Source organism: Streptomyces lavendulae subsp. lavendulae, from assembly GCF_002803845.1.
Classification (GTDB): Bacteria; Actinomycetota; Actinomycetes; order Streptomycetales; family Streptomycetaceae; genus Streptomyces; species Streptomyces lavendulae.
The window spans coordinates 6,093,574-6,107,930 of record NZ_CP024985.1 but is presented as its reverse complement, the minus strand read 5'-3'; the positions used below and the strand labels follow the sequence as shown (position 1 = coordinate 6,107,930).

General features: G+C 74.2%; 17 protein-coding genes, 1 tRNA gene and 1 pseudogene. 11 read left to right on the top strand and 8 right to left on the bottom strand.

Annotation, left to right across the window (positions count from 1 at the left end; all coding sequences use genetic code 11):
• The first annotated feature begins 31 nt into the window (after positions 1 to 31).
• The 3 genes from SLAV_RS27225 to SLAV_RS27215 are packed head-to-tail and all read left to right on the top strand — an operon-like array spanning position 32 to position 3,017.
• Positions 32 to 883 carry an enoyl-CoA hydratase gene (locus SLAV_RS27225; RefSeq protein WP_030228245.1) on the top strand — a complete coding sequence of 284 codons (852 nt, stop codon included), beginning with the start codon at positions 32 to 34 and terminating at the stop codon, positions 881 to 883.
• Entirely contained in the window at positions 883 to 2,028 is a 1,146-nt protein-coding gene (locus SLAV_RS27220; RefSeq protein WP_030228242.1) for an acyl-CoA dehydrogenase family protein, read from the top strand. The genes SLAV_RS27225 and SLAV_RS27220 overlap by 1 nt, the downstream gene beginning before the upstream one ends.
• Positions 2,028 to 3,017 carry an acyl-CoA dehydrogenase family protein gene (locus SLAV_RS27215; protein WP_030228240.1) on the top strand — a complete coding sequence of 330 codons (990 nt, stop codon included), beginning with the start codon at positions 2,028 to 2,030 and terminating at the stop codon, positions 3,015 to 3,017. Before SLAV_RS27220 ends, SLAV_RS27215 begins: the two co-directional genes overlap by 1 nt.
• On the opposite strand, the gene SLAV_RS27210 is transcribed toward SLAV_RS27215, so the two are convergent.
• Positions 2,999 to 3,364 carry a YrdB family protein gene (locus SLAV_RS27210; RefSeq protein ID WP_030228237.1) on the bottom strand — a complete coding sequence of 122 codons (366 nt, stop codon included), beginning with the start codon at positions 3,362 to 3,364 and terminating at the stop codon, positions 2,999 to 3,001. The two genes, SLAV_RS27215 and SLAV_RS27210, sit on opposite strands and share 19 nt — an antisense overlap.
• Positions 3,364 to 4,098 (bottom strand): class I SAM-dependent methyltransferase, encoded by a 735-nt coding sequence (locus SLAV_RS27205; RefSeq protein WP_030228236.1) that lies wholly within the window; start codon positions 4,096 to 4,098, stop codon positions 3,364 to 3,366. Before SLAV_RS27205 ends, SLAV_RS27210 begins: the two co-directional genes overlap by 1 nt.
• 196 nt (positions 4,099 to 4,294) lie before the next feature.
• Between SLAV_RS27205 and SLAV_RS43690 the strand changes: the two are divergent.
• The 4 genes and pseudogenes from SLAV_RS43690 to SLAV_RS27190 form a co-directional block, all read left to right on the top strand.
• Positions 4,295 to 4,420 (top strand): annotated as a pseudogene (locus SLAV_RS43690) (hypothetical protein); the annotation flags it as partial.
• 138 nt (positions 4,421 to 4,558) lie between these two features.
• Entirely contained in the window at positions 4,559 to 4,921 is a 363-nt protein-coding gene (locus SLAV_RS42610) for a CorA family divalent cation transporter (RefSeq protein ID WP_051840601.1), read from the top strand.
• A gap of 34 nt (positions 4,922 to 4,955) precedes the next feature.
• Positions 4,956 to 5,306 (top strand): CorA family divalent cation transporter, encoded by a 351-nt coding sequence (locus tag SLAV_RS27195; RefSeq protein ID WP_030228227.1) that lies wholly within the window; start codon positions 4,956 to 4,958, stop codon positions 5,304 to 5,306.
• Positions 5,307 to 5,321: 15 nt separating this feature from the next.
• The gene (locus SLAV_RS27190) at positions 5,322 to 6,284 is read left to right on the top strand and encodes an endonuclease/exonuclease/phosphatase family protein (RefSeq protein WP_030228226.1); all 963 of its coding nucleotides are present in this window, start codon (positions 5,322 to 5,324) and stop codon (positions 6,282 to 6,284) included.
• Between the two features lie 62 nt (positions 6,285 to 6,346).
• Here SLAV_RS27190 and SLAV_RS27185 read toward each other — a convergent pair whose 3' ends face one another.
• Positions 6,347 to 6,895, bottom strand: coding sequence for a DUF1062 domain-containing protein (locus SLAV_RS27185; RefSeq protein ID WP_030228224.1), 549 nt, complete (start codon positions 6,893 to 6,895; stop codon positions 6,347 to 6,349).
• A gap of 186 nt (positions 6,896 to 7,081) precedes the next feature.
• Complete coding sequence (locus tag SLAV_RS27180; RefSeq protein WP_030228222.1) at positions 7,082 to 7,417, bottom strand: hypothetical protein; 336 nt, start codon at positions 7,415 to 7,417, stop codon at positions 7,082 to 7,084.
• Between the two features lie 67 nt (positions 7,418 to 7,484).
• Between SLAV_RS27180 and SLAV_RS27175 the strand changes: the two genes are divergently transcribed.
• Positions 7,485 to 7,559, top strand: a tRNA-Cys gene (locus SLAV_RS27175).
• Positions 7,560 to 7,589: 30 nt separating this feature from the next.
• On the opposite strand, the gene SLAV_RS27170 is transcribed toward SLAV_RS27175, so the two are convergent.
• The 3 genes from SLAV_RS27170 to SLAV_RS27160 are packed head-to-tail and all read right to left on the bottom strand — an operon-like array spanning position 7,590 to position 10,327.
• Complete coding sequence (locus SLAV_RS27170; protein ID WP_030228220.1) at positions 7,590 to 8,471, bottom strand: alpha/beta hydrolase; 882 nt, start codon at positions 8,469 to 8,471, stop codon at positions 7,590 to 7,592.
• Positions 8,468 to 9,196 (bottom strand): SDR family NAD(P)-dependent oxidoreductase, encoded by a 729-nt coding sequence (locus tag SLAV_RS27165; protein WP_030228218.1) that lies wholly within the window; start codon positions 9,194 to 9,196, stop codon positions 8,468 to 8,470. Before SLAV_RS27165 ends, SLAV_RS27170 begins: the two co-directional genes overlap by 4 nt.
• Before the next feature lie 3 nt (positions 9,197 to 9,199).
• On the bottom strand, positions 9,200 to 10,327 hold the full coding sequence (locus SLAV_RS27160) for an LLM class flavin-dependent oxidoreductase (protein ID WP_030228215.1): 1,128 nt from the start codon (positions 10,325 to 10,327) through the stop codon (positions 9,200 to 9,202).
• A 61-nt stretch (positions 10,328 to 10,388) separates the two neighbouring features.
• On the opposite strand from SLAV_RS27160, the gene SLAV_RS27155 reads away from it, so the two are divergent.
• Entirely contained in the window at positions 10,389 to 11,033 is a 645-nt protein-coding gene (locus tag SLAV_RS27155; RefSeq protein WP_388094933.1) for a helix-turn-helix transcriptional regulator, read from the top strand.
• Here the strand turns inward: SLAV_RS27155 and SLAV_RS27150 are convergent.
• Entirely contained in the window at positions 10,946 to 11,500 is a 555-nt protein-coding gene (locus SLAV_RS27150) for a flavin reductase family protein (RefSeq protein ID WP_037686779.1), read from the bottom strand. The genes SLAV_RS27155 and SLAV_RS27150 overlap by 88 nt on opposite strands.
• Positions 11,501 to 11,599: 99 nt before the next feature.
• On the opposite strand from SLAV_RS27150, the gene SLAV_RS27145 reads away from it, so the two are divergent.
• Positions 11,600 to 13,228, top strand: a complete 1,629-nt coding sequence (locus tag SLAV_RS27145; RefSeq protein WP_234333510.1) for a FadD3 family acyl-CoA ligase — start codon at positions 11,600 to 11,602, stop codon at positions 13,226 to 13,228.
• Positions 13,225 to 14,346 (top strand): acyl-CoA dehydrogenase family protein, encoded by a 1,122-nt coding sequence (locus tag SLAV_RS27140; RefSeq protein WP_030228208.1) that lies wholly within the window; start codon positions 13,225 to 13,227, stop codon positions 14,344 to 14,346. The genes SLAV_RS27145 and SLAV_RS27140 overlap by 4 nt, the downstream gene beginning before the upstream one ends.
• Positions 14,347 to 14,357 lie beyond the last annotated feature (11 nt).

The following is a 14,357-nucleotide window of genomic DNA, read 5'->3' as shown; positions in this document are numbered from 1 at the left end:
TACCAAACACTTGTTAGGGAAGGATGTCCGCATGCCCGACCCCACCGACGCCCCACCGGTGCTGTACGAACGGCGCGGCCCCGTCGCGTACGTGACGATGAACCGCCCCCGCTACCGCAACGCGCAGAACAGCGCGATGACCTACGCCCTGGACGACGCCTTCTACCGGGCCTCCGACGACCCGGAGGTGAAGGTGGTCGTGCTGGCCGGGGCCGGCGGGCACTTCTCCGCGGGCCATGACATCGGCACCCCGCAGCGCGACGCGCACCTGCCCTTCGCACGGCGGGCCGGACTGTGGTGGGACCACTCCGCCCGGCCGGGCGCCGAGTCCCGCTTCGCCCGGGAGTCGGAGGTCTACCTGGGGATGTGCCGGCGCTGGCGGGAACTGCCCAAGCCGGTGATCGCCTCCGTCCGGGGGGCCTGCGTGGCGGGCGGGCTGATGCTGGCCTGGGTGTGCGACCTGATCGTGGCGGGCGAGGACGCCTTCTTCGCGGACCCTGTGGTGCGGATGGGCATCCCCGGGGTCGAGTACTTCGCGCACCCGTGGGTGATGCCCCCGCGGATCGCGAAGGAGTTCCTCTACACCGGCGACCGGATGCCCGCCCGGCGGGCGTACGAGGTCGGCATGGTCAACCGGGTCGTGGCCACGGAGGAACTGGCCGCCGAGACCGAGCGGCTGGCCCTGCGGATCGCCGGGATGCCCTCCTTCGGGCTGGCCCTGACCAAACGGGCCGTCAACCAGGCCGAGGACCTCCAGGGGATGCACGGCGGCATGGACTCGGTCTTCGGACTGCACCACCTGGCGCACGCCCACAACGCCGAGACGGCGGCGGACTCGCTCGGCGGCATGGACGTGGCCGCCATGAAGGAGGCGAACGGCTGATGGAGCTCACCGAGAGCGCGCAGGTGGCGTCCTTCCGGGCCGAGGCGCGGGCCTGGCTGGCCGCGCACGTGCCGCGGCGGCCCCTGCCCTCGCTGGAGACCGCGGAGGGCTTCGAGGCCCACCGGGAGTGGGAAGCGCTGCTGGCCGCCGACCGCTGGTCGGTGGTGTCCTGGCCCGAGGAGTACGGCGGCCGGGGCGTGGACCTCGAACGGTGGCTGGTCTTCGAGGAGGAGTACTGGGCGGCGGGCGCGCCCGGCCGGGTCTCGCAGAACGGCATCAACCTCCTCGCCCCGACCCTCTTCGACCACGCGAGCCCCGCCCAGCGGGCCCGGGTGCTGCCCTCCATGGCGAGCGGGGAGGTGATCTGGGCGCAGGCGTGGTCCGAGCCGGAGTCGGGTTCCGACCTGGCCTCGCTGAAGTCCCGGGCCGAGCGCACGGAGGGGGGCTGGCTGCTGTCGGGGCAGAAGACCTGGTCCTCGCGGGCCGCGTTCGCGGACCGGGCCTTCGGCATCTTCCGCACGGACCCCGGGGCGGACCGGCCCCACCGGGGGCTCACCTACCTGATGTTCGGCCTGCGGGAGCCGGGGGTGACGGTGCGGCCCATCGGCCGGCTCGACGGCAAGCCCGCCTTCGCCGAACTCTTCCTCGACCGGGTCTTCGTGCCCGACGACGACGTGATCGGGGAGCCGGGCCAGGGCTGGCGGATCGCGATGGCGACGACGGGCAACGAGCGCGGGCTGACCCTGCGCTCCCCCGGCCGGTTCCTGGCCGCCGCCGACCGGCTCCTGGCCCTGTGGCGGGAGCGGGGCGACCCGGCGGACACCGCCCTGCGCGACCGGGTCGCGGACGCGCTGGTCGGGGCGCGCGCCTACGAGCTGTTCACCCGGGCCGGCGCCTCCCGCCTCGCGGCGGGCACCCCGGTCGGCGCCGAGTCCAGCCTGAACAAGGTGTTCTGGTCCGAGTACGACATCGCCCTGCACGAGACGGCCCTGGACCTGCTGGGCCCGGACGCCGAGCTGGCGGCGGGCGAGTGGGCCGAGCCGTGGGTCTTCTCCCTGGCCGGGCCGATCTACGCCGGCACCAACGAGATCCAGCGCGACATCATCGCCGAGCGGCTGCTCGGCCTCCCGAAGGGCCGCCGCTGATGCGCTTCCTGCCGACCGAGGAACAGCTCGACTTCACCCGTACGCTGCGCTCCCTGCTCGGCGCCGCCGAGGTGCCCGCGGCCGTACGGGCCTGGGCCGCCGGGGACCACGGGCCGGGGCTCGCCGTGTGGTCGCGGCTCGCGGACACGGGGCTGTTCGCGCTGGCCGTGCCGGAGGCGTACGAGGGGATGGGCCCGCTCCCGGTGGAACTGGCCCTCGGCTTCGTGGAGCTGGGCCGGGCCGGCGTCCCCGGGCCGGCCGTGGAGAGCGCGGCGGCGGCGGTGCTGCTGGCCCGGCTGGGCGAGGAGGCGCCGGCGAAACGCTTCCTCCCGGGGCTGGCGGCGGGTACGGCCACGGCCACGCTGACCCTGCCGGGCGGCTCCCCGTACGCCCTGGACGCGGACGCGGCCACCTGGCACTTCACCGTCTCGGCGGCGGGGGAACTGCGCCTCGCCCCGGCCGGGACCGCCGTCGCCCCGCTGGCCTCCCTCGACCCGGCCCGCAGGCTCGGCGCCCCGGCGGACGGCGGGGAACTCCTCGCCGCGGGCCCGGCCGTCACCGCCGCCGCGGAGGAGGCCCTGTGGTGGGCCCGGCTGCTGACGGCGGCCCAGTGCCTGGGGGTCGGCGAGGCGCTGCTCGGGCGGACCGTCGAGTACGTGAAGCAGCGCACCCAGTTCGGGACGCCGATCGGCGGCTTCCAGGCGGTCAAGCACCGGCTGGCGGACACCCTGCTGGGCCTGGAGTTCGCCCGGCCGCTGCTGTGGGCGGCGGCACTGTCCCTGGAGCCGGGCGAGATCGCGGCGGCGAAGCTCGGCGCGGGCGGGGCGGCGTACGCGGCCGCGCTGACCGCGCTGCAGCTGCACGGGGCCGTCGGCTACACCGAGGAGCTGGACCTGTCGCTGTGGCTGCGCAAGGCCCGGCCGCTGCGGGACGCGTGGGGCACGCCCGCGCAGTGCCGGGCGCAGGTGCTTCAGTCCCGGGAGCGGTAGTAGGTCACCAGCACGGTGTTCACCAGGACCAGGCCGGCGAACCACAGGGCCTGGGTCCGCATCCCCAGCCCGGCGAGGGCCAGGGCCGCGGACCCGAACACGAGGGCCTTCACCGCGAGTACGGCCGGCAGCGGGACCGGGTAGCGGGCGCGCGGCGCGGCGAAGGCCCCCCACAGGACGGCCGCGGCGCCCGCCACCACCGCCCCGAGCACCGCGCCGACGACGAGGTGGCCGCCCCACTCGTAGCCCCAGACGGCGAGCGCGAGGAGGGCGGCGACCTCCAGGAGGAACGCGAGGAGGTCGTTGGCCAGCCGGAACGCGCGGTGGGGGGCGGAGGCCGGCGCCATCAGGGGTTCCGGGCGACGTGCAGGGCGACGGTGTAGGGCTCCTCGACCGTCCCGTCCGGGAAGAGCCCCTCCAGCCGGGCGCGTTCGGCGTCCATGAACGCGCGGGTGCCCTCCTCGCCGAGGAGCAGGAAGGCCGAGTGGCTGGAGAGGTTGGCCAGGTGGGCGTCGAGGGGGATCCGGCGCGACCAGGCGACGGTGCGGGAGGCGAAGCCGGAGTCGATGCCCTGCGGGAGGGTGCGGAACCCGGTCCCCTCGCCCACCTCGAAGAACGCGCGGATCCGCGCGCCCTGTTCGGCGACCCACGGGACGGACTCGTCTATGTCGTTCCACCAGATCGCGAGCGCGCCGCCGGGGCGCAGGACCCGGCGGGCCTCCGGGACGGAGCGGGCGGGGTCGGTCCAGTGCCAGGCCTGGGCGTACGTGACGAGGTCGAAGGCGCCGGTGGCCAGCGGCAGTCGGTCCCCGTCGCCTCGGACGACCGGGATGTCCGGGTGCGCCCGCCGGAACTCGGCGGCCATCCCGTCCCCGGGCTCGACGGCGACCACCTCGGCCCCGCGCCGGCGCAGCGGTCCGGTCCCGAGGCCGGTCCCGGCCCCCACGTCGGCCACCCGGGCGCCGGCGAGCGGCCGGCCGGCCAGCTCCTCGACGGCGTCGTACAGCGCTTCGGGATAGCCGGGGCGGTGGGCCGCGTAGAGGGCGGCCGCCGCGTCGAAGGAACGGGCGCGTGTCGTCATGTGCCCATTGTTTTCGATCGCCCGCACCCTGACCAGCCCTTTCCTTGCGCCCGCACGCCGCCGGGCCCGGTCTTTGCCCGATGCGTCGGGTGATGCGCGATTTTCCCGACTTTGTAATCACATTGCCCGTCGTTTACGGTGTCGGAGGCGCGGGACGAACCGCGTCCGGATTCGCGGGAGGTGATCAGCGTGCCTATTGGCAGTAGTCCCAGGGCGTATACGCCACCGATCCCGCTCGACGCGCTCCGCTAGTCGCGCCTCTTTATCTCCATCCGACTTATCCGGATCCGACTTATCCGGGTCCGACTTACCCGGATGCGACGTATCAGGATCCGACACCGCATCGGCATGCCCCGGCATGTCCGCCGGTGTCCGGGGTGCGCACCCTCCCCTTTCCCGGCGAATTCATTCGCCACACGTCTACCGCCGCATCATGTCCGAGATCCGCGGAAGGAATGCCATGACCAACATGACCCCGACGACGCACGACAACACCCTCATGCCGGCCGAAACGGTGGAGGAGCACGCCCAGAAGGTGGAGCTGCTCCGTGAGATCAACCGGGAGATCCGCGGGCTGAACCAGGAAATGGAAGACATCCGGGAAATCACCGAGGACCAGCTGAAGGTCACCGTGGAAACCCGGAAGGTGAGCGCCTGGACGGCGATAGCCGTCGTACCCGGCGCCCTGGCGTCGCTCTACGGCTCCAATTTCGAGCACATGCCCGAGCTGCAGTTCAAGTACGGCTGGCCGGTGTTCCTCGCCGCCCTGGCGTCCACCGCGTTGGTCACCTACTTCGCGGTCAAGCGCAAGGGCTGGCTGTAGGCGGCCCGCCGCCGACCAGAGGAAGGGCAATCGAATGTCGGACAATTCCATGCGCTCCGGCCCGGCCGGGCTCACCCCGAAAGACCTCGACGCGTACTCGAACGACGAACTGCGCGCATTCCTCCAGGGAGTCCGCCGGTACCGGAGGGAAATGGTGCTGCTCCACCGGAAGTCGGTGGAGCTCTACGAGGGGAGCCGGGTCGCCCGGCGGGTGACCGCGTGGCTCGTGGTGTTCATGGTCCCCACGCTGCTGGGCGGTATCTACTCGGCGAACTTCCACCAGCCCGAGACCGCGCTGGTCTGGGCCTGGCCCGCCTTCCTCGTCCTGGTGGCCGGTTCGGGGGTCGCCATGTTCGCGCACCTGCGGCGCAGGGGCTGCATCTAGCGAAATCGAGGATCCATGACCCGCAGCACCCGGCGGGGCGGTCCGGGGGGCCGCCCCCGCCGCACCGCACGCATCGCCGTCCCCTCGCTCCTCCTCGCCGCGGCCCTGCTCTTCCCGCGGCTCCTGCCCAACAGACCGGGCAACCTCGGCAGTCTGGCCGAGACCGCCCTCCCGTGGTCCGCCGTCGCGATAGCGGTGCTCCTCCTGTGGGCGGCGGCACGCGGCACGCGGCCGGCGATGGCCGCGGCCCTGGTGCCCCTCGTGGCCTGGTGCGCCCTGTTCGTGCCCGCCCTGGCGGCGCCGGCCCGTGCGGGGCTCGGTGACTTCAAGGCGCTGTCCTTCAACGTCGGCGGGGCCCGCACCACCCCCGAGGCCGTCGCCCGGGAAGTGATCGCCACCGGCGCCGATCTCGTCGCCCTGGAGAAGGTCCCCGTGGGGGCCGTCCCCGCGTACGAGAAGGCACTCGCCGCGGCGTACCCCCACCACACCACCCGCAACACCCTCGGCCTGTGGTCGCGCCATCCGCTGCGCGAGGTCGAGGCGATGGACCTGGGCGGCCCCTGGCCGCACGCGATCCGGGCCGTCGCCGGGACCCCCGGTGGTGACACCGCCGTCTACGCGGTGCGGCTGCCCTCCGTACGGGTCCGGGCGACCGAGGGCTTCGCCATCGGGCCCCGCGACGCGGCGGCGGCCCGGCTGGCCGACCGCGTCGCGAGGGATCCGGCCCCCCGCATGATGCTGCTCGGCGACCTCAACGGCAGCCTGGACGACCGGGGGCTGGCCCCCCTCGCCCGGCAGCTGGAGCCCGCGCAGGAACACGCGGGCCGGGGCTTCGGGTTCACCTGGCCCGCCCCCTTCCCCGTGGTCCGGATCGACCACGTACTGCTGCGCGGCCTGGAGGCCACCAGCACCCGCGTCCTGCCGGACCTGGGCAGCGACCACCGGCCCGTCCTCACCGAGGTGAGACGCACGGTGTGACGGGGGTGGGCCGGGGCCCGTCCGGCGGATCCCGCCGGACGGGCCCCGGTCCCGGGGAGGGCTCAGCGCTTGAGCGTGAAGGTGAAGTCGCCGGAGAGCTTTCCGCTCAGCCGGACCGCCGAGGCGAGCCGGCCCTCCGTGATCAGTCTCTCGGCCTCGGCCCGCGAAAGACCGCACCCTTCGGCGATCAGTCGCACCGGCCGGACGGGGATCCGCGCCGCGAAGCGGACCGAGACGTCGATCACCTCGCGGTCCAGGTGGCCCGATCCGCCCGTGTCGAGGCGCCAGGCGCCGTCCCAGTCGAGGGCGATGCGATTGCGGCGCCGCAGGGCCGGATCCCGGAGCAGCTCGGCCGCCAGGCCGGGGTCGTTGTCGTGCATCCGGTCCAGCAGTTCGGGTCGTATGGAGCGCACGTGCGTCCGCTCCAGGACCGTGAGCTTCGCCGTGTCCCCGCAAGCGGTGCAGAGCACGAGGAGCCAGGCGTCGAGGAGCTTGTGGTTCGCGTTGACGCGGAATTTGCCGTTCGCCCGGAAACGGTCGCCCGCACACGCGGGGCAACGGCGGAGAACGGTCGGCAGACAGGTGGGCATGACCACCCAGTCGTTGAGCACAGGAGTACACCGGTTTCAGTGAGAAGTCCGCAGCAAAAAGCAGCGCGGCGCACAGGCGCGACGCGCGACAGATCAGCAATCGGGGGGTCTCACAGGGTGTACAACGGCATGTCCTTGCCTGGGCGACGTGGCTCGGCAGCACGGTAACGGCGCACGATGGCGCCGATCCACCGGTTTTCGGGCGCCTCAGCGCCGGGTTCTGCGGGACAGACGCATGAGGGTGGCGGTCTGGAAGAGGAGGAGGACGGCGGTGGCGGACTGGGCGGCCCACCCGTCGGGCCCGGCCTCCGGCCGGTCGTACGCCGCCCAGGCCGCCGCGCCCGCGAGGGCCGCGCCCACCGCGACGGCGGCGACGAGGAAGCGGCCCGCGAACTCCGCCGACGTGCCCTGGGGGACGGCGGAGCCGAGGACGAACACCCCGAGCAGGACCGGGATCCAGGGTGCTCCGGGGTCGCGCAGCAGGAAGGCGGCGCCCGCCTCCACGGCGAGGAGCAGGCAGGCGCGCAGGAGGAAGCCAGGCATGGACACATCATGCCGGGGAATCAGGTGTGCGCACCCGCCCCCGGCCCGCATAGGATCCACCGCAAGGGCGGGGTCGTAGTACAGAGGTCGTTGCGCCCCCCTGCAAGGGGGAAGACGCCGGTTCGAATCCGGCCGCCCCGCCCCCCTTCTCCACGGTGTCGCCGTCACCTCTTCACGGTGTCGCCGCCAGCCAGGCCGCCGCCCCCGCGAGCGCCGCCCGGCCGGCCGGCAGCGGCAGGCCCAGGAAGCCGTGGAAGACCCCCGGGTGGAGCCGGACCTCGCAGTCGACCCCCGCCTCCCCCAGCCGGCGCGCGTACGCCATCCCCTCGTCCCGCAGCAGGTCGCAGTCGGCGAGGACGAGCAGCGTGCGCGGCAGTGCGGCCAGCGCCTCCCGGCCGGCCCGCAGCGGCGAGACGTGCGGGTGGGCGGGGTCGCCGCCGTACTGGTCCCAGTACCAGGCCATGTGCGCGGCGGTGTGGAAGTGGTCGCGGCCGTACGTGGTCACCGACCCGGAGCCCATCGAGGCGTCCAGCGGCGGGTACGCCAGCAGTTGCCCGGCGGCCAGTCCGGGTGCGCGCAGCGCGGCGACGGCGGCCAGGTTGCCGCCGCTGGAGTCCCCCGCGAGCACCACCCGCCCCGGGTCGCAGCCCAGGGTCCCCGCCTCGGCCCGCGCCCACAGCAGGACGGTGAGGGCGTCGTCGGTGGCGACAGGCCAGGGGTGTTCGGGGGCCAGCCGGTAGTCGGCGGAGACGACCACCGCCCCGGAGGCGGCGGCCAGCTTCCGGCACAGGGCGTCGTGTGTGTCCAGCCCGCACATCACCCAGCCGCCGCCGTGGAAGTACACGGCGAGCGGGCGGCCGGCGGCTCCCGGCGCGGGGTCGTAGATCCGTACCGGGACCCCGCCCGCGTCGGCGTCGCGCACCGAGGCCACCTCGGGTCCGGGCGGGCCGGGCACGGCCGCCGCCCGCAGGGCGGCCACGTCCCCGGGTCCGGGGAAGACCGCCGCCATCGCGTCGCACAGGCCCCGCGCGGCGGGGGAGAGTCGTCCGCTCATCCGGCCGTCATCCCCCCGTCGACCGCGAACTCGGCGCCCGTCACGTACGAGGAGGCGTCCGAGCAGAGGAACAGCACCAGTTCCCCGACCTCCCGGGGCCGTCCCATCCGGCCCAGCGGCACGTGCGACCAGTCCCGTCCGGCGACCGCGTCGGCCACCATCGGGGTGTCGACGGCCCCCGGGTGCACGGAGTTGACCCGGATCCCGTCCCCGGCCAGGTCGAGGGCGGCGGAGCGGGTCAGGCCGCGCAGGGCGAACTTGGTGGACCCGTAGGCCGCGTGACCGGGTATGCCGACCAGGCCCGCCGTGGAGGAGATGTTGACGACCGAGCCACCGCCGGCCGCCCGCAGCACGGGCGCGACGGCCCGGATGCCGAGGAAGGGGCCCAACAGGTTGACCCGCAGCAGCTCCTCGAAGCCCTCCCGGCTCTGCTCCTCCACGTGCGCGGTGCGCCACAGGGCGGCGTTGTTGACGAGCGCCGAGACGGTCCCGAAGGCGGCCACGGCCTCCCGCACCACCTCCGCCCAGCCGTCCGCGTCGGCCACGTCGTGGCGTACGAAGCGCGCGCTGTCCCCGAGCGCGGCGGCGACGGCCCGGCCCTCCTCCTCGCGGACGTCGGTGACGACGACCCGCGCCCCGGCCTCCGCGCACAGTCGGGCCTCCTCGGCGCCCTGGCCGCGTCCGGCGCCGGTGATCACGACGACCTTCCCGTCGAGGGAGATCACGGCTCAGCCCTCCTGTTCCAGGGCGCGGAAGTGCGGGATGACCTTCTCGCCCCACTGGCGGATGGTCTCCATGCAGGCCTCCTGCGGGACGGTGCCCATCTGGATCAGGCACATCACCTCGTCGACGCCGATCTCGCGCAGCTGCTCGACGTAGGCGATGGCCGTCCCGGCGCTGCCGTAGGCGTGGTCGGCGTTGTAGGTGCCGGTGTCGACCGGCCGGGCGGGGATGTTCGCCTCGTGCAGCCGGGCGACGAGCTCCTCGCGGCCCCGGTCGAGGGCGCCCACGTGGTCCTCGTCCTCGGCGTAGCCCGTCGGGGCGGGCGCGTTGCCGTACCAGTGGGCGATGGACTCGGCGAAGAAGCGCTGCCCGCGCGTGCCCAGGCGCAGCGCGCGCTCGGCGTCGTCGAGGACGATCGTGGGGCAGAGGGCGGAGAGGTGGTCGTTGACCCGGTCCGAGACCAGGCGCTCGCCGGTGCGGGTGGCGATGGCCTCGTCGTAGACCTTGCGCATGGCGCGGACGTCGTCGGCGCCGGCGAAGCCCATCACCAGGGCCCCGATGCCCAGTTCGGCGGCGAGCTTGAGGGTGTCGTGCTTGGAGCAGGCCATGAACAGGGGCGGGTGCGGGTCCTGCACCGGGCGGGGCAGGATCGCGCCGGGTCCGATGTCGAGCGAGCCGTGCCACTCGAACTCCGGCTCCCGCCAGGCGGCGGAGAAGATCCGCAGCGCCTCCTCCATCTGCGGGTAGGTGTCCTCGGGGTTCACCCCGTACATGGACATCTCCTGGCGGGTCGCCCCGCGCCCGGCGCCGATGTCGACGCGGCCGCCGGAGAGCACGTCGAGCATGGCGGCCCGCTCGGCGACGCGCACCGGGTGCTGGTAGGCGAAGGGCATGGTGACCACGCCGTGGCCGATACGGATCTTCCACGTCCGGGCGGCGACCCAGGTCAGGAAGATCTCGGAGGCGCTCATGTGGGCGTACTGGGTCAGGGAGTGGTGTTCCACGGCCCAGATCCGGTCGAAGCCCATCTCCTCGGCGAACACGGCCTGTTCGACGCAGTCGTGGATGACCTGGCGTTCGCGTTCGGGGGTGGGGTCGACGAGCTGCGCCTCGAAGATCATCGAGAACTTCACGGTGCGGTCCCTCCATCCAGCTGTGGGGCAGGTATTTCGATTAGGAATACTTCTAGCAGTCATGCCGTGCGGGGGGAAGGGCACCACAGGGACCGGTCGTAGACTGCGCTGCGTGGCAGACGAGACGAACACGCGCACGCTCCCGGCGACCAGCTGGGCGGTGCTCGGCCTGCTCTCCTTCGGTGAGGAGCTGTCGGGCTACGACCTGAAGAAGTGGTCGGACTGGTCGCTGCGCTTCTTCTACTGGAGCCCGTCCTTCAGCCAGATCTACAGCGAGCTCAAGCGGCTGGAGAAGGCCGGCTACGCCTCCTCGCGGATGGTCGCCCAGGACACCGGCACCCGCGACAAGCGCGTGTACCGGATCACCGACGAGGGCATGGCCGCCGTACGGGAATGGGCGCGCGAGGCCCCGGTGGACCCCCCGGTCCTCAAGCACGGGCCGATGCTGCGGCTGTGGCTGGGCCACCTGCTGGAGCCGGAGCAGATGCGCGAAGTACTGGTCCAGCACCGGGAGTTCTCGGAACGGATGCGCCTGCGCGCCGAGGCGGACGCGGAGGGCGCCCAGGACGAGGCCGCATGGGCGTACCCCACGCTCACCCTCAAGTGGGCGGAGCGGTACTACGCCTCCGAGCGGGACCTGGCCGCCGCCATGCTCGCGGACATCGAGGCGCTCGCCCCGGCCCCGGAGTCCGGCACCCGCCCGTAGGCGCGCCGGAAGTAGAGCAGCGGCGCGCCGTCGCGGTGCACCTCGGCTGCGGTGACGCGGCCGAGCGCGATGGCGTGGTCACCGCCGTCCAGCACGTCCTCCAGGACGCACTCGACGGTGGCCAGCGCCCCGTCGAGCAGCGGCGCCCCGGCGGCGCCCGCCCGCCAGGCGACCCCGGCGAACTTGTCCCCGCCGGCGACGGCGAACCGGCGGCACAGCTCCAGCTGATCGGCCGCCAGGACGTTGACGGCGAAGGCGCCCGCGGCCCGGATCCCCGGCCAGGTGGTGGAGGTGCGGGCCGGGCAGAAGCAGACCAGCGGCGGGTCGAGGGAGACGGACGAGAACGACTGCACGGCCATCCCGACGGGACGGCCGTCGCTCCCGCACGCCGTGATGACGGCGATGCCGGTGCAGAAGCCCGACAGGACCGACTTCATGTCGGCGGCGGCAGGGGTGTGGGTCGACACAGGGAACCTCCGGGGACGTTATTCCTACTAGGTATATGCCTAACCGAAACAGCTGTGATTGGATACCGCCCACGCTCGCTCGTCAAGTAGGGAGGGTTCGTGACCAGCCCCCGCCAGACCCCGCAAGTGCCCCCGCCCCGGTCGCCGTCGGCTCCCCCGCCGGCGCCGCCCGCCACCCTCGCCCTCCTCCCCGCGCACGCCGCCGCCGCGTACGGCGACCGTGAGGCGCTCGCCGACGGAGAGGTCCGCCGGACCTTCGCCGAACTGGCCGCCGACATCGCCGCCTCCGCCCGCGCCGCCATCGCCCACGGCATCCGCCCCGGCGACCGGGTGGCCGTCTGGGCCCCGAACGGCCACCGGTGGATCACGGCCGCCCTCGGCGCGGTCGGCGCGGGCGCCGTGCTGGTCCCGGTCAACACCCGCTACAAGCCCGCCGAGGCCGCCGACGTCATCCGCCGCAGCGGAGCCCGCGTGCTGTTCACCGAGCGCGGCTTCCTCGGCACCGACTACGCCCGCGACCTGCACGCCTCCGGAGAGGACCTCGGGGCCCTGGCCTCCACCGTGATCCTGCGCGGCGGACGCGGACCGGAGTCCTGGCAGGCGTACCTCGCCGCCGGACGGTCCGTACCGGAGGCGGAGCGCGCCGACCGGGCCGCCCGCGTCCGCCCCGACGACGTCTGCGACGTCCTCTACACCTCCGGCACCACCGGCCGCTCCAAGGGGGTCACCAGCACCCACGCCCAGACCCTGCGGCTCTACGCCTCCTGGTCCGAGCTGGTCACCCTGCGCCCCGGCGACCGGTACCTGCTGGTCAACCCGTTCTTCCACACCTTCGGCTACAAGGCCGGCGTACTGGCCTGCCTGCTGCGCGGGGTCACGATGCTCCCCGAGGCCCGCTACGACACGGACCGCATCCTGCGGCGCATGGCCGAGGAGCGCGTCACCTGCCTGATGGGCCCGCCGACCGTCTTCCACGGCCTGCTGCGCCACCCCGACCGCGCCGCCCACGACCTCTCCGCGCTGCGGCTGGCCGGCACCGGCGCCGCCCGCGTGCCCGCCTCCCTCGTCGAGGAGATCCGCGCCGGACTGGGCGCGCCCGACGTGTTCACCGCCTACGGGCTGACCGAGTGCGGCGGGGTCGTCTCCGTCTGCCCCACCGACGCCGACGCCGACACGCTCGCCCGCACCGTCGGCCCGCCCCTGCCCGGCACCGAGGTGCGGATCACCGGCCCGCTCGGCGCCGTACTGCCCCCCGGGGAACCCGGAGAGGTGCAGGTCCGCGGCTACCACGTCACCCCCGGCTACCTGGACGACCCCGCGGCCACCGCCGAGGCGGTCCTGCCCGGCGGCTGGCTGCGCACCGGCGACGTCGGCGTGCTGGACGGCCGCGGCTACCTCTCCATCACCGACCGGCTCAAGGACATGTACGTGGTCGGCGGCTTCAACGCCTACCCGGCGGAGGTCGAGAACGTGCTGGTGACCCACCCCGCGGTGACGGACGCCGCCGTGGTCGGGGCCCCCGACGAACGCCTCGGCGAGGTGGGCGTCGCCTACCTGGTCACCAGCGCCCCGGTCACCGCCGAGGAGCTGACCGCCTGGACCCGGGAGCGGCTGGCCAACTTCAAGGTGCCCCGGCGGTTCACGGTGGTCGGGGAACTCCCGCGCAACGCGGGCGGCAAGCTGCTGAAGGAAGGGCTGCGGCGCGCGGCCCGGGGGGAGTCGGCATGAGCGGCGGCCCGGACCCGGTGGGCACCCCGGAGCAGGACGAACTGCGCGACGCCGTCAGGGCGGTCCTCGCCCGCCACCCCGGCCACGCGGCCTGGGGCCCGCTGACGGAGCAGGTGGGCGTGGCCGCGCTGGCGGTCCCGCCGGAGTACGGCGGGCTGGGCTGCGGGCCCGCCGAGACCGGGGTGGTGATGGCGGAGCTGGGCCGCGCGCTGAGCCCCGTACCGTACCTGGGCTCGGCGGTGCTGACCGTGCAGGCGCTGCTCGCGTCCGGGGACCGGGCGGCCTGCGCCCGGCACCTGCCGGGGCTGGCGGACGGATCGGCGGTGGGGGCTCTGGCCTGGGCGGAGGGCCCGGACGACTCCGGGAGCGGGTCCGGGAGCGGGTCCGGGAGCGGGCGGGGCGGCTGGGAGGAGGAGCACCTCCTCACCCGGGCCGAGCCCGCCGGATCCGGCTGGCTGCTCACCGGCACCAAGCGCTACGTCCTGGCCGGCCCCGGGCGGCCCGGACCGCTGCTGGCCTTCGCCCGGGCCGGGGACACCGGCCGCCTCGGCCTGTTCGAACTCGACGGCCCGCCGGACGGGTTCACCGTACGGTCCACCATGGACCCGACCCGCCCGCTCGCCGCCCTCACCCTCGACCGGACCCCGGCCCGGCTGCTCTCCCCCGACGGCGAGGCCGTCCTCGCCCGGGTCCGCGACCTGGCCTGCACCGCGCTCGCCGCCGAACAGGCGGGGGCCGCCGGGCGGGCCCTGGAGCTGACGGTCCGCCACGCCAAGGACCGTACCCAGTTCGGCCGCCCCATCGGCTCCTTCCAGGCCGTCAAGCACCGGCTCGCCGACCTGTACACCGCCGTGGAGACGGCCCGCGCGCTCGCCCGCGCCGCGGCCGCCTCCGACGCCGCGCCGCAGCTGGCCGCCGCCGCCAAATCGGCTTGCTCCGAGGCGTACGCGTACGTCGCGGGCGAGATGATCCAGCTGCACGGCGGGATCGGCATCACCTGGGAGCACGAGGCGCACCTCTTCTTCAAGCGAGCCCACGGCTCGGCCCGGCTCTTCGGCCCGCCCGGCGCCCACCGCGAGCGGCTGGCCGCACACCTGGGTTACGTCCCGGCCCGCTGACGTACCCTCGG